The organism is Kibdelosporangium phytohabitans (assembly GCF_001302585.1).
Classification (GTDB): Bacteria; Actinomycetota; Actinomycetes; order Mycobacteriales; family Pseudonocardiaceae; genus Kibdelosporangium; species Kibdelosporangium phytohabitans.
On sequence record NZ_CP012752.1, the window covers coordinates 4,231,815 to 4,255,693 of the forward strand.

The 23,879-nt window shown below is 69.1% G+C and carries 23 protein-coding genes; 11 read left to right on the forward strand and 12 right to left on the reverse strand.

Annotation, left to right across the window (positions count from 1 at the left end):
* Window positions 1–206: 206 nt before the first annotated feature.
* Both AOZ06_RS19385 and AOZ06_RS19390 read left to right on the forward strand, forming a co-directional pair.
* Window positions 207–2,093, forward strand: a complete 1,887-nt coding sequence (locus AOZ06_RS19385; protein ID WP_054290695.1) for a hypothetical protein — start codon at window positions 207–209, stop codon at window positions 2,091–2,093.
* Between the two features lie 2 nt (window positions 2,094–2,095).
* Window positions 2,096–3,604, forward strand: coding sequence for a type 1 periplasmic-binding domain-containing protein (locus tag AOZ06_RS19390; protein WP_054290696.1), 1,509 nt, complete (start codon window positions 2,096–2,098; stop codon window positions 3,602–3,604).
* Between the two features lie 48 nt (window positions 3,605–3,652).
* On the opposite strand, the gene AOZ06_RS19395 is transcribed toward AOZ06_RS19390, so the two are convergent.
* Window positions 3,653–4,822: a S8 family peptidase gene (locus AOZ06_RS19395; protein WP_054290697.1), complete on the reverse strand. Its 1,170-nt coding sequence runs from the start codon at window positions 4,820–4,822 to the stop codon at window positions 3,653–3,655.
* A gap of 348 nt (window positions 4,823–5,170) precedes the next feature.
* On the opposite strand from AOZ06_RS19395, the gene AOZ06_RS56430 reads away from it, so the two are divergent.
* Window positions 5,171–5,308 carry a hypothetical protein gene (locus AOZ06_RS56430; RefSeq protein ID WP_157233114.1) on the forward strand — a complete coding sequence of 46 codons (138 nt, stop codon included), beginning with the start codon at window positions 5,171–5,173 and terminating at the stop codon, window positions 5,306–5,308.
* A 90-nt stretch (window positions 5,309–5,398) separates the two neighbouring features.
* Here AOZ06_RS56430 and AOZ06_RS19400 read toward each other — a convergent pair whose 3' ends face one another.
* Complete coding sequence (locus AOZ06_RS19400; protein ID WP_236952295.1) at window positions 5,399–5,803, reverse strand: pyridoxamine 5'-phosphate oxidase family protein; 405 nt, start codon at window positions 5,801–5,803, stop codon at window positions 5,399–5,401.
* 220 nt (window positions 5,804–6,023) lie between these two features.
* Here AOZ06_RS19400 and AOZ06_RS56435 point away from each other — a divergent pair, with 220 nt between their 5' ends.
* Window positions 6,024–6,968 carry a glycosyltransferase family protein gene (locus AOZ06_RS56435; RefSeq protein ID WP_157233115.1) on the forward strand — a complete coding sequence of 315 codons (945 nt, stop codon included), beginning with the start codon at window positions 6,024–6,026 and terminating at the stop codon, window positions 6,966–6,968.
* Window positions 6,934–7,575, forward strand: coding sequence for a response regulator (locus AOZ06_RS19410; protein ID WP_236952296.1), 642 nt, complete (start codon window positions 6,934–6,936; stop codon window positions 7,573–7,575). The genes AOZ06_RS56435 and AOZ06_RS19410 overlap by 35 nt, the downstream gene beginning before the upstream one ends.
* Here AOZ06_RS19410 and AOZ06_RS19415 read toward each other — a convergent pair.
* Window positions 7,572–8,732, reverse strand: a complete 1,161-nt coding sequence (locus AOZ06_RS19415; protein WP_054290701.1) for a GAF domain-containing sensor histidine kinase — start codon at window positions 8,730–8,732, stop codon at window positions 7,572–7,574. The two genes, AOZ06_RS19410 and AOZ06_RS19415, sit on opposite strands and share 4 nt — an antisense overlap.
* Before the next feature lie 99 nt (window positions 8,733–8,831).
* Between AOZ06_RS19415 and AOZ06_RS56440 the strand changes: the two genes are divergently transcribed.
* Window positions 8,832–8,978 carry a hypothetical protein gene (locus AOZ06_RS56440; protein ID WP_157233116.1) on the forward strand — a complete coding sequence of 49 codons (147 nt, stop codon included), beginning with the start codon at window positions 8,832–8,834 and terminating at the stop codon, window positions 8,976–8,978.
* Here AOZ06_RS56440 and AOZ06_RS60050 read toward each other — a convergent pair.
* From AOZ06_RS60050 to AOZ06_RS61120, 4 genes are read right to left on the reverse strand one after another with little or no spacing between them, the layout of a single operon-like run.
* Entirely contained in the window at window positions 8,975–9,259 is a 285-nt protein-coding gene (locus AOZ06_RS60050) for a hypothetical protein (RefSeq protein ID WP_225954783.1), read from the reverse strand. The genes AOZ06_RS56440 and AOZ06_RS60050 overlap by 4 nt on opposite strands.
* Entirely contained in the window at window positions 9,252–9,833 is a 582-nt protein-coding gene (locus AOZ06_RS60055; protein ID WP_250637104.1) for a DUF2264 domain-containing protein, read from the reverse strand. The genes AOZ06_RS60050 and AOZ06_RS60055 overlap by 8 nt, the downstream gene beginning before the upstream one ends.
* Entirely contained in the window at window positions 9,721–10,221 is a 501-nt protein-coding gene (locus AOZ06_RS61115; protein WP_250637099.1) for a DUF2264 domain-containing protein, read from the reverse strand. Before AOZ06_RS61115 ends, AOZ06_RS60055 begins: the two co-directional genes overlap by 113 nt.
* A 10-nt stretch (window positions 10,222–10,231) precedes the next feature.
* Complete coding sequence (locus AOZ06_RS61120; protein WP_250637100.1) at window positions 10,232–10,753, reverse strand: DUF2264 domain-containing protein; 522 nt, start codon at window positions 10,751–10,753, stop codon at window positions 10,232–10,234.
* A gap of 116 nt (window positions 10,754–10,869) precedes the next feature.
* Here AOZ06_RS61120 and AOZ06_RS19425 point away from each other — a divergent pair, with 116 nt between their 5' ends.
* On the forward strand, window positions 10,870–13,623 hold the full coding sequence (locus AOZ06_RS19425; protein ID WP_054290702.1) for an AfsR/SARP family transcriptional regulator: 2,754 nt from the start codon (window positions 10,870–10,872) through the stop codon (window positions 13,621–13,623).
* On the opposite strand, the gene AOZ06_RS19430 is transcribed toward AOZ06_RS19425, so the two are convergent.
* Both AOZ06_RS19430 and AOZ06_RS19435 read right to left on the reverse strand, forming a co-directional pair.
* Window positions 13,620–14,057 carry a GNAT family N-acetyltransferase gene (locus tag AOZ06_RS19430; protein ID WP_054290703.1) on the reverse strand — a complete coding sequence of 146 codons (438 nt, stop codon included), beginning with the start codon at window positions 14,055–14,057 and terminating at the stop codon, window positions 13,620–13,622. The genes AOZ06_RS19425 and AOZ06_RS19430 overlap by 4 nt on opposite strands.
* Before the next feature lie 113 nt (window positions 14,058–14,170).
* Window positions 14,171–17,179, reverse strand: a complete 3,009-nt coding sequence (locus AOZ06_RS19435) for a discoidin domain-containing protein (protein ID WP_054290704.1) — start codon at window positions 17,177–17,179, stop codon at window positions 14,171–14,173.
* A gap of 163 nt (window positions 17,180–17,342) precedes the next feature.
* Here AOZ06_RS19435 and AOZ06_RS60070 point away from each other — a divergent pair, with 163 nt between their 5' ends.
* The 4 genes from AOZ06_RS60070 to AOZ06_RS19450 are packed head-to-tail and all read left to right on the forward strand — an operon-like array spanning window position 17,343 to window position 20,199.
* Window positions 17,343–17,663 (forward strand): FAD-dependent oxidoreductase, encoded by a 321-nt coding sequence (locus AOZ06_RS60070; RefSeq protein ID WP_225954782.1) that lies wholly within the window; start codon window positions 17,343–17,345, stop codon window positions 17,661–17,663.
* On the forward strand, window positions 17,660–18,571 hold the full coding sequence (locus AOZ06_RS19440; RefSeq protein WP_236952297.1) for a styrene monooxygenase/indole monooxygenase family protein: 912 nt from the start codon (window positions 17,660–17,662) through the stop codon (window positions 18,569–18,571). Before AOZ06_RS60070 ends, AOZ06_RS19440 begins: the two co-directional genes overlap by 4 nt.
* A gap of 42 nt (window positions 18,572–18,613) precedes the next feature.
* Window positions 18,614–19,744 (forward strand): VanZ family protein, encoded by a 1,131-nt coding sequence (locus AOZ06_RS19445; RefSeq protein ID WP_054290705.1) that lies wholly within the window; start codon window positions 18,614–18,616, stop codon window positions 19,742–19,744.
* On the forward strand, window positions 19,741–20,199 hold the full coding sequence (locus AOZ06_RS19450) for a hypothetical protein (protein WP_157233117.1): 459 nt from the start codon (window positions 19,741–19,743) through the stop codon (window positions 20,197–20,199). Before AOZ06_RS19445 ends, AOZ06_RS19450 begins: the two co-directional genes overlap by 4 nt.
* On the opposite strand, the gene AOZ06_RS19455 is transcribed toward AOZ06_RS19450, so the two are convergent.
* The 3 genes from AOZ06_RS19455 to AOZ06_RS19465 form a co-directional block, all read right to left on the reverse strand.
* A complete protein-coding gene (locus AOZ06_RS19455) occupies window positions 20,162–21,925 on the reverse strand; it encodes an alkaline phosphatase D family protein (protein ID WP_054290707.1) in 1,764 nt (587 codons plus the stop codon). The genes AOZ06_RS19450 and AOZ06_RS19455 overlap by 38 nt on opposite strands.
* A gap of 70 nt (window positions 21,926–21,995) precedes the next feature.
* Window positions 21,996–23,249, reverse strand: a complete 1,254-nt coding sequence (ilvA, locus tag AOZ06_RS19460; protein ID WP_083472668.1) for a threonine ammonia-lyase IlvA — start codon at window positions 23,247–23,249, stop codon at window positions 21,996–21,998.
* Window positions 23,250–23,320: 71 nt separating this feature from the next.
* A complete protein-coding gene (locus AOZ06_RS19465) occupies window positions 23,321–23,863 on the reverse strand; it encodes a GNAT family N-acetyltransferase (RefSeq protein WP_157233118.1) in 543 nt (180 codons plus the stop codon).
* Window positions 23,864–23,879: the final 16 nt, after the last annotated feature.

Consider the following 23,879-nt stretch of genomic DNA (forward strand, 5'->3'; position numbering starts at 1 on the left):
ACAATGCGGTCAACCGCACGGGTCGGCCCGTACTCATGTCCATGACTAGCTGATCGGGTGAACAACAATTGTCGGTTCAGCTTTAGGATTCTGTGATCCAGGCTGAGTCAGGTGCGAACGAGGGGGAGCCGTTGCCTCTGCCGGAGATCGAACCAGTTCGTTTTTACCGCCGAATGTTGAGGTACCGGGATCATCGCAGCCCGCCGATGATCGTTCTGCTCGGGCCGGTCGGCGCGGGCAAGACAGCTGCGCTGGACGCCGTTGAGCGCGACATGAGCTGGGGCGTGGTCCACGCCCGATACGATTTCGGTGCTGAGCGAACGGCCGGTACCGGTGTGCCGGCCACCAATGAGATCCTGATCAGGCTCGTCTACGCCTTGTCGCAGCGGTGGCGCAATCGGCGAAAACCCGGATTCCTGCGGTTTTCCATCGCGCTGATCGCGATCTCGGCCACGCTGGAGCACAAGAACCGGGACGCCGACCGGGCCCGGCTGTCGGCGTTCGTCGACGAGTTCCACGCGGCACTCGGCGAGACCGCGGTCCAGGCGGTCGTCAACCGGGTCGCCGACGCCGCCGAAACGGCCGAACTGCTCGACCCGTCGCTGATCGACCTGATCAGACGGCTGTTCCCGGTGGTGGTCAGGCCGGTGCGGCGGCAGTTGCGCCGAGCCATGAAGGACCTCGCGGACTTCCCGCAGACCCAGGGCGGGGACGTGCTGGACGCACTCGTCGCGCTGAACGGACTGTCCGCCGTCCAGCAGACCGAGCGGCTGCTTCTGGCGTTTCTCGGCGACATCCGGGAAAACCACAGACGCATGGCACGCCCGGAGCGCGGTGGTCCGTGCAAATGCGCCGACGGCACCCAGGGCAAGCACGTGCACAACTGGGTCGCCCTGCTCGACGACATCCACCTGCCCGGTGGTCAGCAGTTTCTCGCCGACCTGGACAACGCCAGGGAACAACTCCCGCACGGCACGCATGATCCATTGCTCGTGATAGCGACCAGTGGCCGGTGGAGCGACGAATTCACGGAATGGTTGCCGCCGTGGCGGCACGCCGGAACCGACGACGGCCTGCGGCCGTTGACGACTTTGCGCAAGGCCGGCTACGGCGACTGGGAAAACGCGTCGTCGAAGTTCTACCCGTTGTCGCTCGACCCGCTGAAACCGGATGACATCGCGGAAATCCTGCGCGCGGACCGGGAATCGTCCGAAGTGAAGTTCGTGGTGCGTGCCACGAACGGTCTGCCGTTGGCCGTGACGTACCTGGCCATGCACCTGCGCGACCGATCAGTCGAGCCGGGTGCTCGAGACGTGCTCGGCGTGGATCAGGCGCCATATCCGCGGTTGGCCGCGCTGCGGCTGACCGGACACGTGGACGGCGTCAGCATCGAGGACTTCGTCACCGCCACGCCGTTCGCCACCGCGCCATGGCTGATCCCGGTGTCGACGGAGGGCCGTGCCGACCAACCGCTGGTTGGCGTCATCCTGACCGAACTGCGGACGTCGTTGTGGGTCGCGGCCCTGTCGGACGCGCAGGCGATCACCCCGAACCGGGCCGTCCTGCACCCGTGGGTCGAGATGAACCTGGTGGCCGCGCTGTCCCGTCGCGACGGCGGACAGCCCACGTACGTCGACCAGTTCACCCTGCTGCGCGACGACCCGGACACCCGCAACGACCCCGTCCGCCGCGCGTACGGCATGTGCGCGCTCGGCCAGATCGCGGAGGTGGTGGCCTTCTTCGACGAGCAGTTCGACAAGATCCCCCACCGCGCCTGGCTGGAACGGTTCCTGCTGGTCGTGCGCGCCCCGAACGCCCTGCCGCCGACTGCCGGGTGCCTCGCGTCGCACGACGAGGTGGTCATGGTGGCAACGGCCGCGGATCCCGCTGGGACCGAGGTCCGCAACAGCATCGCACGCCTCGTCGCCGCGGGCTGGTTGCTGCAGGACCGGTCGTCGGCTCGGGAGCCCGCGCTGGACAGCGTCATCGTCGCCGCTCTGACCCACCTGGCCAACAACTCCCGGCAGGGCGACATCCAACCGTTGCAGAAAGCCATCGACCTGGCCAAGCGCGGCCGGCTGATCGGAGACTGACAATGCCGAGAACCCACCAGCCGCCGGTCCAGCCCCGGCACTGGCTGACCCGATACCGTTGGCCCGCCGCGGTTGTCGTCGTCGTCGCGCTGGGGGCGTGGCTCGGCGTGGCTCGTCCGTGGGACCAGCCGGACCCGGGTCCCTGCGGTGCGGGGATGACGGCCGTCGGGTCCCCGTACATCTGCGCGGGACTGAACCTCGATTCCACGCCGATGCAGGCCAACGACCCGCTCGGCGATCTTCGCGCCGTTCTCGCCGAGTACAACGGCAAGGTCACCGGGGAGTTCAGGACCGTGGTCCTGCTCGAGAACATGACCGTGAACCCGGCGATCGACAGCACACCCACGAACTTCCTGCGGCACGAGATCCAGGGGGCGATCGCCGCGGCGTGGCCGGAGGCGGGCAAGGCGTCCGGCACGAAGCTGATGCTGGCCAACTTCGGCAGCAACGCCGAGCACTGGCGGATCGCGGTCGACCGGATCGTCGCGGCCGCCCCGGGCCAGCGGATCGCCGCTGTGGTCGGGATCGGCATGAGCGTGGCCAACAGCCGCGCGGCCGTCGCCGAACTGTCCCGGCACGGCATCGCCACCATCGGCGCGACGATCACCGCGGACAGCATGAACACCGACCTGTCGGGCAAGCGGATCAAGAACTTCTTCCGGGTCGGTCCGACGAACACCGACGAGGCCAACGCCGCCGCGAACTACGTGGCCGGCCAGGGCTACCGGCGGATCATGATGATCCAGGACACCAACCCCGGCAACATCTACGCCACGACGCTGGCGAGCGCGTTCGCGCGGCGCGCCGACGTGCGGATCGAGTTCACCAAGAAGTACGAGTCGCCGGACACCGAACCGACCGGGGCGACCCGGGAGGAACTGCTGCGCAGACTCTTCTCGGGGATGCACTCCGACGTGTGCACGGGCAGACCGGACCTGATCTACTTCGCCGGTCGCGGCGTCGACGTCCGCTCCTTCGTCACGGCGCTGTCCGGGGACGGTGCGTGCCAGGAAATCGGCGAGGTCACCGTGATGACGGGTGACGACGCGGCGACGCTCGTGGGCAGGCCGTTGCCCCTGCAGGGCGACATCAAGGCACGGGTGCTGTACACGGCGCTGGCTCACCCCGACCAGTGGAAGAACTTCCCCCAAGCGACCTCGTCGGCGGCGTACCAGACCAACTACGAGAACTTCTCGGCGAAGTTCCTCGACACTCACAAGTTCCCCGCCGACGACCTCTGGGACGGCACAGCGATCATGCTGCACGACGCGGTCGCCTCGGCGATGCGGGCGGCGAAGGACATCCCGGCCACGGACCCCAGCGCGGTCGCCAACTTCATCGCCAACCTCGACTGCAACTCGGCCGTGCCGGGCGCGAGCGGTTTCATCGCGTTCGACCAGGACACGGGAAACCAGGTGAACAAGGCGATCCCGATCGTGGGCATCACGGCCGAGGGAACCATGAATCCCGTCGGCCTGGTGTGGTCGAAAGGAACGCCGGTGTGCGCCTAGCGGAGGGCGCGGTGTTTCCCTCCTCGGAGGGAAACACCGCGGGTGGTGTCATAGTCCGCCGGTGTTCAGCAGGTAGTTGGGGGTGTTGGCCGGGACCTGGCTGATCCGGCCGGTCGAGGCCTGCTCCCACAGCCAGTTCGTCACGTCACCCTGCGACCGGTCGCCGTGGGCGTGCTTGACCAGTGCCGCGACACCAGCCACGTGCGGCGAGGCCATCGACGTGCCGCTGATGGTCCTGGTGGTGGTGCCGATCCACGCCGAGGTGATGTCGGTGCCGGGTGCGAGCAACTGGACGCACTGGCCTCGGTTGCTGTACATCGCGTAGCTGTCGTTCCTGGCCGTCGCACCGACCGTGAAGGCTCGTGTGGCCCTGGCGGGGGAGTAGTTGCACGAGTCAGCCGCGTCGTTGCCGCCCGCGACCGCGACGAACACGCCCTTGTCGGCCACCGCGTTGGCCGCGGTGTCCACCTGGCTGATGCCGGGCGTGCCACCCAGGGATCCGTTGAGCACCGCGGGTTTGCGGGCGTTCGCGCCGACCCAGTCGAAACCCGCGATGATCCCGGACCACGAGCCGCGGCCGTCGCAGCCCAGTACCCGGACGCTGACCAGCTTCACCTGCTTGGCGACGCCGTACGTGGATCCGCCGACGGTCCCGGCGACGTGGGTGCCGTGCCCGTTGCAGTCCTCGCCGCGGCGACCGTCGTTCATCGCGTCGTAGCCGAAGCTCGCCCGGCCGCCGAATTCGGGGTGGTTGTGCTGGATCCCGGTGTCCAGGATGTAGGCGGTCACGGGTGCGCCGTCGTGGGCGGGCGAGTACTTCCCGTCCAGGGGCAGGTCGCGCTGGTCGATCCGGTCCAGACCCCACGACGAGACCGCTCTCGAATCGCCCGGTGGGATCACGAGTTCGACTTCCGCGTCGTTCTCGACGGCTTCGACCTCCGGCGCCATCCGCAGGAGGCGCACTTGCGCGTCGGTGAGCCGCGCGGCGAACCCGAACGTCACCGTGCCGTACGTGAACAGCGGCCGGATACCGATCTTGTCGAGCAAAGCCTGCATGTCGCTGTGCCACTTGACGGTCACCAGGTACTGGCCCGCGATGGCTTTCGGCGTGACCGGCCGCGGCGTCGCGGTGGCCTGCGCGGCGGCCTGTGTGGTGGCCGCGCCGAGGCACGTCGCCGCGAGCGCGGTCGCCAGCAGTATCCGAATCGATCGTGACATCCTGAACCTACTCCCAGTCCGGATTCGAGTGTCGAAAGTGGATCGATTCGCAGCTTTCCACCCCCCGTGGGGTTTCCACGATTCCCCGACCGGGCACCATCCGCCGCGCAGCCGACCGACCTGGCGGATCGGCGCTGTCGCACCGGCCGGACCACTCGTCCTGGTGGACTTCGGCCCGATCCGGCCACGGTCGGCTACGGCGCCGGGGCGAGTCCCACTCTCCGGCGCGCGACGGCGTTCCGGCCCGGATCCGGCGACCGTGACTTGGCGTTCACCCCGCCTCACCCAGCCGGGCGACGAGGAACTCAGCCGAAGATCACGGACGTGGCCAGGTACAGGTTGAGGCACGTGACCACCAACGCGCACACCCCGGCGACCGCGGTCGTGGACCGGCGGTTGACGTACGGCCCCATCACATCCGCCCCGCGCGTCAGCAGCTCCGCCGCGCGGATCAGCGGTGTGTCGAAGTTCTGCTCGGGGATGTAGGAGAAGAGCGAAGCCCAACCCTCGAAGACCGATGACCATCAACGAGAAACCGAGAACCTTCGTGAGTGCGAACCGGGGCCTGGCACGCACTCACGAAGGCAGCCTCCGGCCGGAGACGATCTCAACCGATATCCGGATGTACCAGTCCTCGGCATCCGGGGCCCACGCCCGTAGCCCCAGTTGCCGAGCGACTTCCAGTTCACCGGGATCGGTGACCTTCACCGCGTGTCCGATGGCGACGACGCTCCATCCACTTCGGACACAGGATTCCGCGTACTCGTCAGCCTCGAAAGCCACCACCTTCCCGGTCGCCGCGACCGCGAGCCTGCTGTGCGCCGACGTCCGGATGATCACGGCTTTCTCGTGCAGTGCGAAAGTCACCGGGAGCACGGCGGGCAGCGCCCGGTCCGTGTACACCACCCGGCCCAAGGGGATCTTGGCCAGCAAACGGAAACACTCCTGCGCTGAGAGCGATTCCAGCCCTGCCGTGTCCACGACTCCCCACCCCCGTTCGTTCAACGACCGACCCCGCTGGAGGTCCGCCCCTGTCGTCACGGGTGCCTCAGCGTTGTCGGTAAAGCCGGCTGGGCCAGATCTTGCCTGCTGCGGGCTCCCGGCAACCGAGTCGAAAGACCCTAATCCGTCAGGGGCGATCGCCTCGGGTGCCGGCACGGCCCGCACCGCCACCATGGGCGCCGACAAACGGAGGCTGTGGATGACCGCCATCGCCATAGCGCTGTCGCTGGCCTGGCCCGTGTACAACTTGTTCCTCGCGGTGTTCGCTCTGCGGCGCCCGCGTCCACGGCCGCGGCAGCCGGAGCACACGGCTGGTCTGCATTTCTGGATCCTGGTTCCCGGGGGTGACGCGTGGGACGCGGTGTTCGATTCGCCGCGGTACCCGGTGCGGGTCCTCGCTGTCGGCCGCGGTGCCGACGCGCTCGACGAGGCGTGTCGCGCGATCCGGGACGTGGCCGCTGACCAGGGTATCGAACGGCGGACCGTGATCGGTGTGGTCGACGGGCAACCGGAGCCGGGACTGATCGGGGAGGTCGCCGCGTACTTCGGCGGACGCAACGTCGGCGCGGTCCAGTGCCGGGTGCGGGTGCCCGCCCGCGGCGGTTTGCTCGGGTTTCTGCAGGACCTCGAGTCGGCGGTCGCCGGTGACGCGGCGCAACGCGCGCGTGATCTGCTGTCCGGCGTCCTGCTCGGCGCGAATGGTCAGTTCGTCCGGCTGGACGTGCTCGCCCGGCTCGGCGACCGGCCGTGGTCCGGTTCGCTCGAGCACCGGATCGACCAGGCCGGGATGGCCATCCGGTACGCCACCGACGCGGTCGTCCGCCAATCCGTGCGTCCTGTCCGGCCCGGCAGCTGGGCGCTCGCCGTGGTCTCGGGAGCACTCGCCGCGTCGGCGGTCGTGAGCGGCACGTATGTGTGGCTGAGTGCGTTGCTGCTCCCCGGCTTGGTCTGGGGTCTGCTGCACCGCGTGCGGTTCGGTGGCCAGCCGTGGCACCGCACGCTCGGCGCCGCTGTGCTGTATCCGATCTATCTGGGACTTCGCCGAGCATCGCCCGCTTGTGTGACAAATGCCGTTCCGCCGTCCCAGCCGGGGCTACTACCGTGGGCGGGTGACAATCCAGGTCTTTCTGCTCGACGACCATGAAGTCGTCCGCAAGGGTGTGGCGGCCCTGCTCGGCACGAACCCGGATATCACCGTGGTCGGTGAGGCGTCCACGGCGGCCGAGGCGCTGGCCAAGGTGCCCGCGCTGAAACCGGACGTCGCCGTGCTGGACGTGCGCCTGCCCGACGGTGACGGTGTCCAGGTGTGCCGTGACCTGCGCGCCGACATGCCGGACCTGAAATGCCTGATGCTCACGTCCTACTCCGACGACGAGGCCCTGTTCGAGTCGGTGATGGCGGGCGCCGCGGGATACGTCCTCAAGGAGGTCCGCGGCGGTGACCTGGTGCGTGCGATCCGGACGGTGGCGCAGGGCGGGTCGCTGCTGGACCCCACCGCGACCACCCGGGTGCTGACGAGGCTGCGCAGGGGCCCGACCGACAAGCTGGCGGACCTCACCGAGCAGGAGCGCAAGGTGCTCGAGCTGATCGGCGAAGGCCTGACCAACCGCCAGATCGCCGAGCGGTTGTTCCTCGCGGAGAAGACCGTGAAGAACTACGTGTCGAACCTGCTCGCCAAGCTCGGCATGCGACGCAGGACCCAGGCGGCTGTGCTGGCCACCGAACTCAAACAGAACCGGCGCAAGAACTAACGCAACGGGACCGACCAGTACAGCTCGGTCCCGGGGTCGGCCGGTGCGATGTGGAACGAGCCGCCGAGCCGTGCCGCGCGGACCGACATGTTGCTCAGTCCACTGCGGCGCCCGCTCGCCGGTGTACCGACGCCGTTGTCAGTCACCCGCAGGACCAGGTCGTCAGCGCACGCGACCTCGATGGCCACTGCGCTCGCGTGCGCGTGTCTGGCCACATTGGACAGCGCTTCGCGCAGCACCGACAGCAGCTGCTTGCCCGCTTCGGCGTGCACCGATGTGCCGACCGGGCCGGTGAATCCGACGGACGGCTTGAACCCCAGCGTCGGCACGGCCGCCGCGATCTCGGCGAGGACCACTGACCGCAGGCTCTCGGACGGCGGGTGCTGCAACGCGAAGACCGTGGTCCTGATCTCCTGGATGGTCTGGTCGAGGTCGTCGACCGCGAGCCGGACGCGGGCCGCGGCGTCCTCGGGATCCAGCGCGACCAGCGCGGCCGCCGCCTCCAGCGCCATCCCGGTCGCGTAGATCCGCTGGATGACCAGGTCGTGCAGGTCCCTGGCGATCCGGTCGCGGTCCTCGAACACCACGAGCCGCTGCTGGTCGGCCCGCGCGGCGGCGTACCGCAGCGCCAGTGCGGCGTGTGCGGCGAAGTTGCGCAGCAGGTCCAGGTCGGACTGTTCGAACAGCGGCTCGTCCCGCAGGCGGCACAGCAGCAGGACGCCGAGGATCGCGTCGCCCGCGGTCAGCGGGACGATCGCGGCGGACCCGAGCGGTTTGAGGTCCGACGGCGACACCGAGCCGCCGTCGCCCTGCCACGTCGCGGCGGCGTCGCCGTAGTTGTCGATCAGCAGCGGCGTGCCCGAGCTGAAGACCCGGCCGGACGCGGTGCCCTCCATGGCGATGGACGCGCCGGTCAGGTGTTCCGCGCCGAGGACCACGTGGAAGACGAGCGTGCCCGGGCGTTCGTCGTCGGGCAACGCGATCGCCGCCAGCGGCGCGCCGGCCACGTCACGTGCGTGGGAAGTCACCAATTGCAGGTCGGATCCGTTGCCTGTCAACAAAGCCGCGGTGATCTCGTTGGACGCGCGCAGCCAGGACTCGCGCCGCCGCGATTCCCGCAGCAGCCGGGCGTAGTCCGGTGGTGTCTTCTGGCCCACGCGACACAGAGTAATTGGACTCTGGCCGACTGCACCCCGAACGGACGAGAGTGTCCCCTTATAGAGGAATGCTGTACGCATTCGAGGGAGGGATCACAGATGCTGGTAGCGATCAGATTCGGCACGTTGGTCCGGCTGTTGGTGACGGTCGCGGTGCTGTCGGTGGTGTTGTTCTTGTCGGTGACCCACAACGGATCCACGGACGCGCCCACGCCACCGCAGCCGGTACCCACCGAAAAGGCCTAGTTCACCCGTACGCCGCCATCGGTGAACTCGACGCGTGTCGTGCGGCCGAGCCACCGGATCTCGACACCGTCCGGCACGGCTGTCGCTGTCACCTCGGGTAGCGGCTCCGGGTGCTCACTGAGGACAGCGAGCGCGGCGAACACCGCTGTGCCCTCCACATCGGCGGTCAGGCGCGGCAGCCGGGCCCACGACGTGAACGCGTGCCTTGGGGCGCAAGGATTTCGTCGCTGCCCGTCCACCCGTGGACCGGCGTGAGCACCGAGTTCAGCTCGGTCACCCACCCGGTCTCCTCGACCGCCGCGCCGTGCGGCGCACCGGTGACTTTGTGGACTCGCAGCTCGTAGCGCCCTCGGCGACAGTGACACTCTCGGCCTTGCGACCCGGCACCATCGGCGGCCCGCTGGCGAACACCGGCCGGTGCCAGGACGCCGCCCAGTTCGCGGCCGCGCCGAGCGGCCGGATCCGCCTGCGGACGCTGCGCCCGCCATCGACGACCACGCTGAAGTGGTTGTCGGCGGTGTTCGCCTTGGCCGTGGGGCCGGTCCTGGTGGAGTACGCGAGCCGCCCGGAAAGCGGGTCATCGTCCTCGGCGGACTCGCCTTCATGCGGTTTGACGTGGTCGCTGCCGTGATTGTGCAGCCTCGCCACCCCGTCGGCCACCTGGATCAGGAAGCCGGGCGCCGGGACAGCCAGCACACGGTCCGCGGTGGTCCCCGCTTCCTCGTCGTTCCACAGTGGATGATCAGCGTCGGCCAGCGGGCACACGAACACCTTGGACGCCCAGTACGGCGAAGCCGGGCCGGAGTACTCCTGCAGCGTCGGCTCGTGCGGGGCGTGCCAGCCGAGGCTGAGCAGACCGTCGCCGGTGACCGAGCCGCTGCCGGTGAAGTAGTGCAACGTCCCGGCCGATCAGGTGGCGCGACCGGCCGGGCGACAGCGGTGTGTGACCGGTGAGCGCGCCGAGCGCGACCGCGGCCGAGGCGGCGAGCCGGTAGGTCAGCGACCGTCCGAAATGGATCGGTGCACCGTCGGCGCCGAACGGCAGGGCGAAGCGGTCCAGGTGCTCGCGCAGCCGTTCGCCGTGGTGGGTCTCCTGCCCGGCGAGGAAGGCGTCGAGCACGGGGTAGAGGTGCGGTGCCCAGCCGTTGTGGTGGTCGAACGCCCGCCCGTCGCCGTCGCAGTACCACCCTTGCCCGCGGTACCACGTCTCCAGCAGATCCAACGCCCGCTGCCGCGCACGCATCGTGACCTCGTCACCACGCCCGACGGACTCCCAGGAACCCTGCGACGGCGTAGGGAAAGAGATACCAGTTGTTGGGCGCGGGCACGTTGACCAACGCGTCCCGCAACCACGCCTCGGCACGGTCCTGAACAGCCGAATCAAGCTTGTCCCACAGCCACAGCCACAGCCACAGCCACAGCCACAGCCACAGCCACAGCCGCGTGAGCCGCAACCCGAGCGCGATCGAAGCCGACTCGACCATCGGCCGGCCGAACACGTCGTGCCCCCGGATCCGCGGCCAGGCGCCGTCCGTGCCGGCCACGAGCCCGTCGGCGTACCGCCCCACCCACCCGTGCGAGTCGTCCTGCGTCCCGGCGACCCGGAAGGCAGCGGCGAGGAACGTCCTGGCGTACCCCTCGAGCCCGTCGGACAGCACCCCGCTGCGGGACGGTTGGCCGGGCAGGCCGAGCAAGGCGCCGTCCGGCGTCGCCCACCGCCAAGCCGCCTCCAGCAACCGATCCGCCATCGATACCCAGTGCTCACGGGTGTACATGTCGGCTGAATACCTCGTTGTCGTTCGTGACCTGCGGCGATCCGGTACAGGCCGAAGCCGCCCGTTTTGGCTATCCTGCGGGTGGCGAACAGGGAGATCGGATCGGTGATCAGTGCGTGACGCGGCCGGGAATCGACATCCGCGTACTCGGGCCGTGGGAGATCCGCGCGGGCGGCCAGATCGTGCCGATCCCGCCGGGACAGCTGCGTGTCCTGCTGGCCGCGCTGGTGGTCTCGGTCAACCAGCCCGTCAGCACCGACACCCTCGCCGAACGGCTCTGGCCCGGTGAGCAGCCCAGCAACGCCCGCGGCTCGCTGCACACCTACATCGGCCGGTTGCGCCAGCTGCTCGGCCAGGACGTCATCCAACGCGTCTCGGCGGGCCGCTACCAGCTCAGCGTCCACTCCGACCACGTCGACCTGCACCGGTTCCGCGAACTGCTGAGGCTGGCACGCCTCGACGAGGGCTCACCGGACGAGGCGGAGCTGCTGACCGGGGCTCTGCGGCTGTGGCGCGGCAGGCCGTTCGCGGACGTGCCGTCCGGCTGGCTCGAGCGGGACGTGGTGCCCCGGCTGACCGAGGAGTGGTTCGCCGCCACCGAACGCCGGATCGACATCGAGCTCGGCACCGGCCCGGCCGAGCCGCTCATCGCCGACCTGCACGAGCTGACCAGCCGGTACCCGACCAGGGAATCGCTCTGGGTACGGCTGATCACCGCGCTGCACAAGGCGGGCAGGCACGAGGACGCGCTGGTGGCGTACGCGCAGGTCTTCCGGGTGCTCAACGACGAGTTCGGCATCGACCCGGGCGCTGAGCTGCAACGACTGCGCCAGGAAGTGCTGCGGGGCCACTCCCCGCCGTCGGCCCGCGCGCCCGCGCCGCGTCAGCTGCCGCACGACATCGCCAAGTTCACCGGCAGGCAGGACGAGCTGACCAGGCTGGACGCGCTGCTGCTCAAACGGGCCAACGCGCCGATCATCGTGTCGATCGACGGTGCCCCCGGCATCGGCAAGACCGTCCTCGCGCTGCACTGGGCGCACCGGGTCGCCAACCGGTCCTCCGACGTCCAGCTCTACCTCAACCTGCGTGGTTACGGGCCGGGCGAGCCGGTGACGCCGGAGGCAGGGGCCGAGGCGTTGCTGCGTGAGCTCGGCGTCGCCGGTGACGCCATCCCGTCGGACGTGGACGAGCGGTCGGCGTTGCTGCGCAGCAAGCTGGCCGGTCGCCGCCCGCTGATCCTGCTGGACAACGCCCTGGACGCCGGCCAGGTGCGGCCGTTGCTGCCGGGCACGTCCGCGCTGGTGATCGTGACCAGCCGCAACCAGCTGCGCGGGCTGTCGGTGCGCGACGGCGCACATCGCGTGACGCTCAGCCCGATGCCGCACACGCAGGCAGTCGACTTGCTGGCGGCGGCGATCGGTTCACACCGCGTGGCCGAGGAACCAGCCGCGGCGGCCCGCCTGGTCAGGTTGTGCGACTACCTGCCGTTGGCGCTGGCGATCGTGGCCGAGCGGGCACACCGCTCCGAATCGCTTGCCGACGTGGTCCTCGCCCTGGAGGACGAGAAGGCCCGGCTGGACAACCTCGGCAGCGGCGAGGACGACCCGCACACGGATCTGCGCGCCGCGTTGTCCTGGTCCTACCGCGCGCTGCGCAAGTCGGCGGCGATGATGTTCCGCAAGCTCGGCCTCGTACCGGCCAATGACATCGGTCTCGACGCCGCCGCCGCGCTGAGCGGCCTGCCGCGCGGCCGTGCCAAGGACGCGCTGGACCAGTTGGTCGCGACGAACCTGCTCGAACAGCCACGTCCCGGCCGCTACCAGCTGCACGACCTGATCCGCCTGTACGCCACCAACATGGCGATGACGCACGAGTCGCGGGCCGAGCGGGACGAAGCCGTCGACCGCGTGCTCGACTGGTACCTGCACGCCACGGTCGCGGCGGACAAAGTGCTGGCCCCGCACCGCAACCGGGACTTCCTCGGGCCGTACAAGGCACGCGTCCCGCCCGCGGTCTTCACCGGTCCGCAGGAGGCGGCGGCCTGGTTCGAGGAGGAGCACTACTCGTTGCGCGCCATCGTGGCCTGGGCGGGCGCCAACGCGTGGGGCGGGCACGCGTGGCGGATCGCGATGGCGTTGACGACGTTGTTCGACAGCGCGGTGCCGTGGCGTGAGGGCCTCAACTTCTACACCTCGACCCTCGCCGACGCCCGTGCGGCGGGGGAGCGCGGCGGTGAGGCGTATCTGCTGAACTCGGTCGGCTGCATCTACCTGGACAAGGAGGAGTACGCCGAGGCGAAGGCGTACTTCGAGCAGTCGCTCGCGTGTTTCCGCCAGCTCGGGATCATCCGCGGCCAGGGCATGACGCTGGGCAACCTGTCGATGGCCAACGCCAAACTCCGCGACGGCGAGACCGCCCGTGACTACGCCATGCAGGCACTGGAGTTGTACAAGGATCTGGACTACCCACGCGGTGTCACGCAGAACCTCGACAACCTCGGCATCGCGCAGACGGTCTCCGGTGACCACGCGGCGGCCGTCGAGTCGCATCTGCGGGCGCACCAACACTTCCTGCGCACGGGTGACGCGATGACGGAGGCGTTCAACCAGCACAACCTCGGCCTGGCCTACGCGGGCCTCGGTGACACGCCACGAGCCGTGCGCGCGTTGCGGACGTCGATCGTCCTGCACCGGGAGGCGGTCAACCGCCGCTGGGAGGCGGTCACCTTGGTCGACCTCGGCAAGGTCCTCAACGCGGCGGGACATCCCCGGATCGCGCGAGGCGTCCTGGCTTCCGCCATGACGACGATGCTGGAGCTGGCCGACCCGCGTGCCAAGGACCTCCAGGCCACGCTCGCGGAGATCGGTTAGACGTCTTTGCGCATGTGGACGACGTGCCGGCCGTCGCGTACCTCACGGCTCGTCTCGCGGTAGCCGAACGCCAGGTAGAGCGCGATGTTGCTGGTCATCTTCTCGTTGGTGTACAGGCGCACCGCGGTCAGCCCGCGGTGGCGGGCCTGCTCCTCGGCGAATGCCAGCAGCTGACGACCGAGCCCCTTGCCCTGCGCCGCCGGGCGGACGGCCACGTTCTCGATCAGCAACACGCCGTCGTCCGGCTCGTCGACCAGGACGATGAGGCCGTCGGTCGAGTCGAGCAGCCACACGGTGCCCGCGTCGATCAGGGCGGCGTAGTCCGCCTGCATCGGCAGGGGCTTGCCACCGGTCACCTCGATCCACTTGGCGTAGGCCTCGTGCACGATCTCCTCGACGGTGCCGCGGTACTCACTGGTCGCTTGGCTGATCACGACACGACTGTAGTTCGTCCTCCCCGTGACCTATGTGGACCAGACGTTTGGGCAGGTCGCGTGGGCCGGGTCGGGCTCGGTGCCGACCCGGCCGCCGGTGCGCGCGGTGCGTGTCAGAGCCCAGCGCCGTACGGGTACAGCGGGTTGCCGTAGGTGCTGGGAGGTTGCTGGCCAGCGCTGATCCTGGCCCTGATCTCGTTGCGCTGGGCCGTGGTCGCGCCGAGGTCGTACGGCAGGTCCCAGTGCTCGGTCGCGTCGGCGGGGACATCGCTGCCACCCGGCCGGAGCACGTCACCCAGCGCTCGCGGCAGCTGCCACGGCAGTCTGCCGCGAGCGGTGTAGTCACCGAACAGCAGGCTCGCCAGCGCCGGCCCCATCTCCTCGCCACCGCGGTAGGTCACCACGATCGACGCGGCCAGGTCGTGCCACTCGGTGATCACGTACGGACGTGGCAGCACGAGCGCGACGACCACCGGGATGCCCTGGCGCTGGAAGTTCTGGATGACCGCCAGCTGGTCCGGTGGCAGATACGGCTGCTCCTTCACCCAGTTGGTGCCGTGCGTGTACGACGACTCGCCGACCGCCACCACGGCCAGTTTCGGTGCGGGACCGGTGTCCTGGTAGACGTTCACGCCCGCACGGGACGCCCGCGCCTTGATCGCGTCGAGGATGTTCAGCGAGCCGTACTCCTGGTGGAAGAAGCTCGTCCAGACACAGCACGCGTTCGAGTCCGTCGCCCGTGGCCCGGCGACCACGATGTTGTCGCCCGCGTTGAGACGCAACGGAAGCGCGCCGTTGTTCTTCAGCACGGTCATGGACTCGCGGGCAGCCTGGTTGGCCAGCGCCGTGTAGGCCGGTGTGTGGAAGCGGTAGGGCCCGTTCACCGGGTCACCGTAGGGGTTCTCGAACAGCCCCAGCTGGAATTTCAGACGCAGCACGCGGCGGACCGCGTCGTCGATCCTGGCCGCGGGGACGCCCGCGACGAAGGACGGGATGCTGAACCCGGCCGCACCGGGGTCGGCGCCGCCCATCACGTCGGAACCGGCGTTCGCCGCGCCGATCCACGACCCGGACGGCAGCCAGTCCGTGGTGATCAGCCCGGTGAAGCCCAGGTTCTGCCGCAGGTACGCCAGGATCTTGGCGCTGTCACCCGCGCCCGGCCCGCCCGGGTCGAGCAGCGAACTGCCCGCGTAGCCCGGCATGATGTTGACCGCACCGGCTTCCAGCGCCGCCCGGAACGGCACCATGTGGTACTTGATGGTGACCTCGTCGTACACGATCAGCGCCTCGCCGCCCGCGCCCTCGCCCGGCCAGTGCTTGACCGTGGCCAGCACCGACGAGGGGTTGAGCTCCGGACCGCCCTGAAGCCCGGCGACCAGCGCACGCACCTGAGCGGCGGCGACTTCGGCGTTCTCGCCGTTGCCTTCCTGGATACGCGGGTACAGCACCTTCGTGCCGACCTCCGCGAGCGGCCCGAGCACTCCGCGTGTGCCGACTTCGAGCTGCTCACGGCGTTGCATGTCACCGAGTTTGTAATCCAGCGGGTAGTTCTTGGCCGCGGCCAGCGCGCTCTGCGTCGGGTAGGACGTCTTGTACCCGGAGATCGTGTCGCCCGCGGAGACGAACGGGATGCCCAGCCGCGTCCCCGACGAGGCCAGCAGCGTGTTGTGCAGGTCCTGCGCGTCGGCCGGTCCGAAGTGCCAGCCCGCGCGCGGGAAAGCCTGCGCGTTGTAGAACATCTGGTACGCCTTCTCCTCGGCCGTCATGCGGCCAAGAAGGTCGGCGACCCGGGTTTCCACCGGCTGCCGCCAGTCCTCGTACGGCTGGATCGTGCCGTCGCGGCTGAGGTCCCTGATGCCGTTGACGATCGGCACGCCGTCCGCCACGTTCTCCAGAGTGGGGACGTACACGCTGAACTCGCGGATGGTGGAGGCACTGCCGTCACTGGCCACGACGTACCACTTGTACGTCCACCGGTCGCTGATGTCCCACGTCGGCGTGTAGCTGGTGCCGGTGGTCTCGGCGACCTTCGTGTACAGGTCGAGCAGGTTGCCGGCCGCGGCGAAGTCGTAGTCCTCGCGGCTGACGTTGAGCCACACCTGGTAGCGGGTCGCGCCGGGCGCGGCTGACCACGACAGCTGGGGCCGCCGGGTATCGGTGATCATGGCGTTGTCGGCCGGTGCGGTCAGCGCGAAACGGCCGGTGTTCGTGGGCGCCTTGGTCGGCGGGGACAGCAGCGGCGGTTTCGTGGTCGTGGTGTCCACGTTGCCGAAGACCTGGAACTCCCACAACGAGTAGCCGTAGCCGGTGGCGCGGGCGGTGCCCAGCATCCGGATGTAGCGGCCTGTTCCGTTCACTATCAGCGTTTCGGTGCCGCCCGTGCCGTTCGTGGTGGTGTGGACCGGTGTCCAGTTCGTGCCGTCGGCGGACGTCTCGATCCGGTAGCCCTTGGCGTACGCGCCCTCCCAGACCAGTTTCACCTGGTTGACGGTGGCGGGCCCGCCGAGGTCGACGCGGATCCACTGGTCGTCGGTGAACTGGCTGGACCACCTGGTCGTCGAGCGGCCGTCCAGCGCGGCCGCCGGCGCGTTGCCGCCTTCCCACGACGACGCGGTGACCTGCTTGAACTCCGAGATCGGTGTCCCGGCCGGTGGGGCGGAGGTGAACTCGCCGAACACCTGGAACTCCCAGAGCGAGTAGCCCCAGCCGGTGCCGCGGGCTGTGCCGAGCACCCGCACGTACCGGCCGTCTCCGCTCACGGCAAGGGTTTGCGTGCCGCCCGCGCCGGTCGTGGTCGCGTAGATGTCCGACCACTGCGTGCCCGTGGCGGAGGTCTGGACGCGGAAGGCGCTGGCGTACGCGGCTTCCCAGGACAGTGTGATCCCGTCGATCCGCGCGGCGGCGCCCAGGTCGACCTGTATCCACTGCGGATCGCTGAACTGGCTGGCCCAGCGGGTGCCCGTGTTGCCGTCGGTGGCGGCCGACGCCGTGGTGGCGTCGTTCTCGGCCGACGACGCCGTTGTTGTTTTTCCTTGGGACAGCAGGACACTCGCCGCTTGTGCCGTGACGACCAACGACAGCGAAAGCACGACGGCGAGCGCCAAGCTGAGAACTCGGCGCATGAAAGCTCCAGCAGGGTTGGGACCGGCCTCGATGGGCAGGCACCGACGCCGTGCGGACCGTGTTCGGGAGAGCGCTCTCCCAGTCAGGGTGTCCGACCGGCCGGCCCGAAGTCAAGCCTTGCGGTCCTTTCCGTGCGCGGCGACTGCCTGCCAAGGTGGACTGATGCGGCGGATCGCGATCATCGGTGCCGGTCAGGCTGGTCTGGTGCTGGCCATCGGGTTGCGGCGGAACGGTTACGACGTCACGGTGGTGGCCGAGCGGACTGCCGGCGAGGTCCGGTCGGGCAGGCTGATCTCCAACCAGTGCGTCTTCCACCCGGCACTGGCCAGGGAACGCGAACTGGGCATCAACTTCTGGGACGCCGATGTCGTACCGGTCGGGGAGTCGAGTTCAACGCGACGGACCCGGCGGGCGGCGGCACCCCGGCGATCTCGTGGCGGACCGGGCTCGACCGCGCGGCGCAGTCCGTGGACCAACGGGTGAAAGTGTCCGACTGGATGGGGCACTTCGCGAGCACCGGCGGCGAGACACGGATCCACCGCGTCACACCGGACGACCTCGACGCGTACGCCGCCGAGTTCGACCTGGTCATCGTCGCGGCGGGGCGTGGGCCGCAGTTCGACGCGCTGTTCCCGCGCAACGCCGAGTTCTCGCCGTACACCGAGGCCCGGCGGGACATCGGGATCATCTACGTGCGGACGTCGGCGCCGGTCATCGACGGCCTGATGTTCAACATGAGCCCGCACGGCGAGAACTTCACCCTGCCGGTGCTGTCCGTGCGGGGACCGGTCCACGGCATCGGCTTCTTCGGCGTGCCGGGCGGGCCGATGGACGTCTGGCACGACATCACAGGCCCCGAGCAGCACCTGGAGATCGCCCGTGGCCTGACGCGCACGCTTTTCCCGTGGCACAGCGAGATCCTGGACAACGCGGAACCGGTGGGGCCGCTGGAGACACTGCACGGCCGGATCACGCCGATCGTGCGGCACCCGGTGGGAACCCTGCCGTCCGGCAGGCACGTCCTGGCGATGGGGGACACGGCGGTGACCAACGACCCGGTCGGCGGGCAGGGCGCGAACATGGCGGCCCACGCCGCGAGGTCGTACGAGGAAGCCGTCCTCGCCAACGGAGATCGCGAGTTCGACGAGAAGTTCATGCACGACGCGTTCGCCCGGTACTGGTCAGTGGCCCAGCACGCGACCAGGTTCAACAACGACCTGCTCGCCCCGCCGCCGGAGCACGTGCTGGCCACGCTGGCGACCGCGCAGCGAGTGCCGGAGGTGGCGCACAGGTTCGCCCACCTCTTCGAGAACCCGGTGAACTACACCGGGTGGCTGACCGATCCGGGAGTGTCCATGCGGTACCTGGCGGAGGCAACCGCGCGGAGGTGAATCCGATGCTTGGCGATCATCGGCTGTGGGTAACAATGCGTCGTGGTTGCCACCTACCTGCTGCCGGTCAAGACGGCGCTGCTGTTGTTCCCGATCATCGTGCTGCTGGTCATGCTGCCGGTGGCGGTGGTGAGCTACCGGCGCAGGGGCCGAGCGGGCGGCTGGACGACGGTGGTGTTCTACTGCTTCCTGTTCTACCTGCTGGCGGCGGCGATGCAGACGGTGATTCCGTTGCCGCGGAACCCCGAGTTGTACTGCGCGACCCAGACGTACGCCAGCAGCCCGCAGTTGCGGCCGTTCTACTTCGTCGAGGTGGTCGAACAACGCGCCCGAGGCCGCTGGTCACCAGGCGCGATGATGCGCAACCCAGCACTGTGGACAACGGCGCTGAACGTCGCACTGTTGCTGCCGTTGGGTTTCTTCCTGCGATACATGTCCGGCGTCCGCTTCCTCGCGGCGGCGGCGATCAGTTTCGGCACGTCGCTGCTGTTCGAGCTGACCCAGCTGACCGGCCTGTGGTTCGTCTACCCGTGCGCGTACCGGCTGTTCAGTGTGGACGACCTGATCCTCAACACCGCCGGAGCGGTCATCGGCTGGCTGATCGCGGGCCCGCTCAGCCGCCTGCTGCCCACGATCGAGGCCGAACGGGACCGCAGGCGCTACGCGGAACGCGTCACCCCGAGCCGTCGCCTGTTCGCCCTGCTCACCGACGCGGTCGGGTTCGCCACACTGACCGCGTTCGTCCTGGGGCTGTTCACACTTTTCGGTGGCGTACCACCACAGGGGCCGATCACCGTGATGCTCGCGCTGGTCTGGTTCCTGCTCGTGCCGGCCTTCACCGGCGCGACGCCGGGAAAGCGCGCGATGCTGCTGCGGATCGAACGCACCAACGGCCACCGCGCAGGCCCGGTCTCGCTCGCGTTCCGGTACGCGATCCTGCTGTCGCCGTTGTGGTTGCTGTGGATCGCACTGTCGGTGGACGAGTGGGACGTGTTCGCGCACCCCCAGCAGTTGCTGATCCCGATCGGCGGGGTCGTCTCATTCTTCGTGGTCGGTGTGTGGACACCGCTCGCGGTCTTCTTCGGCCATGAATCCGCCCCTTATGAACGACTCACCCGCACGGTGAATGTGGCTGTGGTGCGGGAACGGGAGGCCGATAAGGTCGCCCGATGAGATGGTTGCTCTGGGCGCAGATCGCGCTGGTGGTGGCGTCTGTTTGCCTTGCTGTTACGGCGATCGTGACCAGCCGTTACGGGATGGCGGTATCCTTGACGCTGGGTATGTTGCCGTTGTTGCCTGTCATCGGCGCGGTGGTGGGGCTGATCGCGCTCAAGCGGCAGCGTGGCTATGTGCCGGCGGCGATCATGTTGCTCGTGCCGGTGGTGTGGGTGCTGGTTTCCGGTGTTTCCGGCTCCACGGGCGGAGCCGCCGTGACGGGTGACCTCATGGCGCCGGGGTCCACTGACCTTGGCGCTGTGCGGCGTGAGCTGGCGTCCGCGCTGACGTGGCTGAACTGGTTCTGGTGGTTGAACCTGGTGGCAGCAGCGCTCGGCGTTGTCGCGGCGCTGCTGCTGTTGCGGCGGTACGCCGCTACGCGGGCTCGTCCGAGCGGGGCCCCACTGGGGTGAGGGCCGGGATCACCTTGTGTGATCCGGCCAGGGTCTGCCAGCTCATCGCGTGGGATGTCGTGGCGTTCTTGTCGATGCGCGGGTCGTGTTGCAGCAGGTTGGGCACCGGTGTGTGGTGGAAGTCCGCCTGCACCCGGTCCGGGGTCACGTCGATCAGCACCCAGCCGTGGGCCACGCCGTCGAACATCTTCACCCACGGGTTGCGGAGGGTGACCGCGCCCGTCATCGTCCTGGTCGCGAGGACCACGGCGTCGGCCGGTGTTCCCTCGGGCAGTTTGCCCCGCACCATCTCGTAGAAGCCGTCGCTGGTCACCGACGGGCAGACGAACTCGGCGCCCACCGGCGCGTAGCCGGGTTCGGGCTTCGACGGGATGTCCATCGCCATGGACGTGTGGAAGTCGCCGGTCAGCAGCACCACGTTGTTCGACTGGGCGGCGATGTGGCTGATCAGCTCGGTCTGCTGCGCCTGGTAGCCGTCCCACTGGTCGGAGTTGATCAGCGTCAGGTCCGGCGGGAGACCCAGCAGCACACCGGGAATCCGCAGCGGGCTGAGGATCACCTGGTTGCCGATCAGGTGCCACGGCTTGGTCCTGCCGTTGTCCTTCAGCCAGGCCATCTGCTCCGGCTCGAGCAGCTGCCGCGCCGGATCGGCGAGCTGGGCGTCCACTTCCGGCTTCAGCCCGACCGGCACGAGCCCGCCGCCGCGCCCCGAGTACGGCGGCAGGCCGACCTGCTCGGCGCGGTTCTGCCGCGTGTCGACAATGGACAGGTCGGCGAGCGGGCCGAAGCTGAAGCCGCGGAAGAACCTCGTGCCCTGGTGCGGGATCCGGCGCTGGTCGGGCAACCGGAACGGCATCCACTCCATGTACGCCTGGTACGCCGCGCGTTTGCGTGCGGCGAACGGACCCTCGGTGTCCGGCTGGTGGTTGGACGCGCCGTCGTTCCAGGTGTTGTCGGCCACCTCGTGGTCGTCGAAGATCGTGATCCACGGGTGTCGCCGGTGCGCCAGCGCCAGATCCGGATCGGCCTTGTGCAGCGCGTGCCGCAACCGGTAGCCCCGCAGGTCGATGGTCTCGGTCGGCGGGTTGGCGTCGCGGACGCCGACCAGCTCGGGCGGCCCGGAGCGGTCGTCGCCGTTGCCCTGCTCGTAGTAGTAGTCGCCGACCTGCAGGACGAAGTCCAGGTCCGTGCGTTGCCCCATCGCACGGTAGGCGGCGAAGTAACCGCCGGTGTAGTTGGCGCACGAGGTCAAGGCGAACCGCAACGCGTGCAGGCGGTCACCGTCGTCCGGAATGGTCTGCGTCCGGCCGATCCGGCTGGTCTCGCCCTGCGCGTGGAAACGGTAGAAGTAGCGCGTGTACGGACGCAGCCCTTGGACGTCGACCTTGACTGTGTGGTCCGAGGCGGCGGACGTCACCACGACACCGCGGCTGACCACGTTCCGGAAGGCCTCGTCCCTGGCGACTTCCCACCGCACCGGCATGGGGTGACCGAAACCGCTCCCAGGCGCGGCTGTCCGGTCGCCCTCGCACGGCGGTGTCGCGCGCGTCCAGATGATCACCGAGTCGCGCAGCGGGTCGCCACTGGCCACGCCGTAGCCGAAAACACCGTCGGCCGCGGGCGCGGCGGCGGCCTCGGCGTCGAAGACGCGGATCGGTGCGGCCACCGCGGCCGCGGTGAGCGCCGCCCCCTTGAGGATCGACCGGCGGCTGGGTGTTGCGTTCATTCCACAACAGTAGCGATCCGCAACGGGGCTGGCCTTGCCTCTTTGTTGCCTGTCAAGGCGAACGCGGTGTTCACACCACGAACATGAACAGCGGGCTGTCCGGCGGGACGCGCTCGATCCGGTGCGGCACCGTGTTCATGCGCTTCACCATCGCCTCGAGGTTCTCCGGTGCGCCGAGTTCGACGCCGACCAGCGCGGGCCCGGTCTCCCTGTTGTTGCGCTTGACGTACTCGAACAGCGTGATGTCGTCGTCCGGTCCGAGCACGTCGTCGATGAACCGCCGCAGCGCACCGGGTTCCTGCGGGAACTCGACCAGGAAGTAGTGCTTGCGGCCTTCGTGCACCAGCGCCCGTTCGACGATCTCCGCATATCGGCTGACGTCGTTGTTGCCGCCGGACAGGATGCACACCACGGTCGAGCCCGGCTCGAGGCCCGGCTCGAGGCCGAGCGCGGTGGCCGCGAGCGCACCCGCCGGTTCGCTGATGATCCCGTCGGACTGGTACAGGTCCAGCATCTCGACGCAGATCTGGCCTTCCGGCACGGCGACCAGCCGCGGCTCCCATTCGCTGACGACGTCGTACGTGTGCTGCCCGACCTTGCGGACAGCCGCGCCGTCGACGAACGGGTCGATGTGGTCGAGGTCGACCGGTCCGCCGTGTTCCAGTGCGGCGGCCATGCTCGTCGCACCAAGCGGTTCCGCGCCGATGACCGTCACATCGGGGTGGTTCTCCCGCAGCCACACCAGGGTTCCGGCGAGCAGCCCACCGCCGCCGACGGGGACGACGACCGCGCTGGGGGCGTGCCCGAGTTGCTCGATCACTTCCTTGATCACGGTGCCCTGGCCCGCGATCGTCCTCGGGTCGTCGAACGCGGGCACGAGCGTCATGCCGCTCGCTTCGGCGTGCGCGCAGGCCGCCGCGGCGGCTTCGTCGTACGTCTCACCGTCCACGACGATCTGCACGTACTTGCCACCGAGAGTGGCGACACGTTCCCGCTTCTGCCGCGGTGTCGTGCGCGGCAGGTACACGCGGGCGGTGATTCCCAGCGACGCGCACGCGAACGCCACACCTTGCCCGTGGTTGCCCGCGCTCGCGCACACCACACCGCGCTCACGCTGCTCGGCCGACAGTTCACTGAGGAGGTTGTACGCGCCGCGGCCCTTGTACGAGCGGACCTTGAGGAGGTCTTCCCGTTTGAGCCACACGTCCAGGTCGTACCGGCGCGACAGCCTGTCGTTGCGCTGCAACGGGCTTGGCTCGATCACTCCGGCGAACCGGTTCGCCGCCGCGACGACGTCCGCCGCGGTGGGGCGTTCTGCGGACAACACCCGCTCCTGTCGTCTCTATGGGAGCGGTCGAAAATGGACTGTGGTGACGCTCCGTGAGACCACGAAGTCTACTGCGTGTCGGCTGGCGGCTGCTCCTGGCCCGCGCGCAGGTACACGACCCGCCGGTCGCCGTACGGGTTGCGGAACTCGTCCGACCTGGTCCAGCCCATGGAGTCGTACAACGAACACGCGGGCGCCGCGGGGTGTGTGACCAACCACGCCTCGTGCTGTCCCACATAGTGGTCGAGCAACCTGCGGCCGAGACCCTGGCCCCGTGACGCGGGGTGCACCATCAGTTCCGTGACGGTCAACGCGGGCGCGACCAGGCGCTCGGCCGGGACGGCCTGGGTGACCATCATGTGGAACGCGTCTTCCGGCAGTTCGGGCGGCATCGGCCAGCCGTACGCCACGCCGTGCAGCGCACGCCCGTCCCACGCCACGGAAGCCGACAAATCCGGCTGGGCGAGGTGCTTGGTCAGGATGTTGGCGAAGTTGTCCAGTCTGGTCCGTGACTCGTTCCACGGCGGGTCGGCGAAACACAGCCGGTACAGCTCGTGCAACGCTGAGCGCAGGTCGCCGAGCTGTTCGGCGTTGACAGTGTCGATCCGCATGCGCGGATGGTAGGGC

Excerpts from the sequence above, each read along its gene's own strand:
- AOZ06_RS19435 (WP_054290704.1), bottom strand. The coding sequence starts at position 17,179 with ATGCGCCGAGTTCTCAGCTTGGCGCTCGCCGTCGTGCTTTCGCTGTCG.
- AOZ06_RS56440 (WP_157233116.1), top strand. The coding sequence starts at position 8,832 with ATGCTGGTAGCGATCAGATTCGGCACGTTGGTCCGGCTGTTGGTGACG.
- AOZ06_RS56435 (WP_157233115.1), top strand. The coding sequence starts at position 6,024 with ATGACCGCCATCGCCATAGCGCTGTCGCTGGCCTGGCCCGTGTACAAC.
- AOZ06_RS60070 (WP_225954782.1), top strand. The coding sequence starts at position 17,343 with ATGCGGCGGATCGCGATCATCGGTGCCGGTCAGGCTGGTCTGGTGCTG.
- AOZ06_RS19385 (WP_054290695.1), top strand. The coding sequence starts at position 207 with ATGATCGTTCTGCTCGGGCCGGTCGGCGCGGGCAAGACAGCTGCGCTG.
- AOZ06_RS19395 (WP_054290697.1), bottom strand. The coding sequence starts at position 4,822 with ATGTCACGATCGATTCGGATACTGCTGGCGACCGCGCTCGCGGCGACG.
- AOZ06_RS19455 (WP_054290707.1), bottom strand. The coding sequence starts at position 21,925 with ATGAACGCAACACCCAGCCGCCGGTCGATCCTCAAGGGGGCGGCGCTC.
- AOZ06_RS61115 (WP_250637099.1), bottom strand. The coding sequence starts at position 10,221 with ATGCGTGCGCGGCAGCGGGCGTTGGATCTGCTGGAGACGTGGTACCGC.
- AOZ06_RS61120 (WP_250637100.1), bottom strand. The coding sequence starts at position 10,753 with ATGTACACCCGTGAGCACTGGGTATCGATGGCGGATCGGTTGCTGGAG.
- AOZ06_RS19450 (WP_157233117.1), top strand. The coding sequence starts at position 19,741 with ATGAGATGGTTGCTCTGGGCGCAGATCGCGCTGGTGGTGGCGTCTGTT.
- AOZ06_RS19465 (WP_157233118.1), bottom strand. The coding sequence starts at position 23,863 with ATGCGGATCGACACTGTCAACGCCGAACAGCTCGGCGACCTGCGCTCA.
- AOZ06_RS19390 (WP_054290696.1), top strand. The coding sequence starts at position 2,096 with ATGCCGAGAACCCACCAGCCGCCGGTCCAGCCCCGGCACTGGCTGACC.